1 protein-coding gene is annotated in these 1,531 nt (G+C 43.3%); it reads right to left on the bottom strand.

Annotated elements, in window-relative coordinates:
• Positions 1–43: 43 nt before the first annotated feature.
• Positions 44–1,531, bottom strand: a 1,488-nt coding sequence (locus K9U40_RS22905; protein WP_282892387.1) for a KAP family P-loop NTPase fold protein, incomplete at its 5' end; no start/stop codon positions are given.

Genomic DNA, 1,531 nt, shown 5'->3' with positions numbered 1-1,531 from the left:
GGGGGGGGCACCCCGCAGAAGCGAAATCTCGCGCCTGGGGGAATCACATTGGAGTTGAGAGAGGCTCAATTACGGCATGCGCCGTCCGCTGCACCAATTCGGTGCGGTCACCATGGTTATATCCCCACAGAGAACCGGCCATATTTTCCCAATTCACCCCCTCCATAGGAGGTAGATCTTTTTCAACGCAAAATATCCACCACTTCCTCACGAAAGACGCAGCATTTAAATGACGCTCAGCCCATTGAGAAAATCCAAATGTAATTTCTACATCTTTCATCGAAATTTTATTATTTTTTGCTTTATTAAATATTTCTGGGTTGCATACTTTCATAATACAGAGACCAGCCACAATAGGCGGCAACTTAGGCTCATCAACGGACGCCATAGTAAATGCAAAATTAAGGGTGGACATAATTCTTTCAATAGTGCGAAGGGAAAAACCCCGAGCCTCCGCTGTATACTCAATTGCCTCTACGACCGTTTCAATTTTTTCATGCCTTTGCATATCTAGATTTTGATAAAGATTTTTGATATATATTTTTCTTATTTGAGCTCCATCAAAATATGTCGGAAATGATATAGAGAAATTGTAAAATTTTTGTAGATACAATTTTGCGTCTATCTCACTTCCATAGCTAAATTTGACTGATGCTTCAAGTTGGTTGAGATTTGCAGAGAGAACAAAATGCACATTATCTACAGAAAATAGATGTTTAATTGTTTCTAATAGATCAAGTGCAAAAGGTGGCCGGCAACGATCGAGTTCATCTAGAATAAATACGAGCGGTAATGCGCCATTCTTCAATTCCTCATTACATTTTTTGATCTGTGCATGACTAGAAAATTCAAGCGCAAGCTCGCCTAAGGCCGCCTTGAACCTAACCAGCGTTTCCTTTTCATCAGCTTGTTTCGTCAATAAATTCTTAATATAATCATCTACGTGCTCTGATGCCGTACCTGCAATTTCGTCCGCAACACCTTTAACTCCATCACCGAGGTCGGCAGCATCAATGGCACCGAGTGTTGCCGCTTTTACGCCGATTTTAGAACCCTGTCGAAGGATAACACCTCCGGCTTTAGCTGCGATATCAAGAAACCGCTTAACTTTTGTCTTTCTGATCGCCTTCTTAGCTTGTGCAAGACCGATTATCTCTCCAGCGATAGCAAGAAAGGCATTTTCAATATGATCGTGCGCAAATGCATCAAAATAAATGACCGGGTGCCCTAATTTGCGCAATTCACCAGCCCACATTTCTAAGAATGTCGTCTTTCCAGTACCCCAAGGAGAGTCCAAAAGAATAACAAGTGGGTCCTCAATTTGCTGAACGATATTGGTCAATCCTCGACCAAATTCTGATCGTTTAAAAATATCTTTCTCGGGAGTGAAGCCTTCGGTCTCGCCGATACTAAGTGGCGCGGGCAGGATGTGCATCGAATCAACCCTAGGTAAATTCGATGTCAATATGAGTGGGCTGGAGGCAGATGTCACGTCTGGCCTCCCCTTGCATCCCCCTCCCCTGCCACAACC

Source organism: Xanthobacter autotrophicus (assembly GCF_030015065.1).
GTDB classification, from domain to species: domain Bacteria; phylum Pseudomonadota; class Alphaproteobacteria; order Rhizobiales; family Xanthobacteraceae; genus Xanthobacter; species Xanthobacter autotrophicus_D.
The sequence above is the reverse complement of the archived record's forward strand: the minus strand, read 5'-3'. Positions and strand labels throughout refer to the sequence as shown.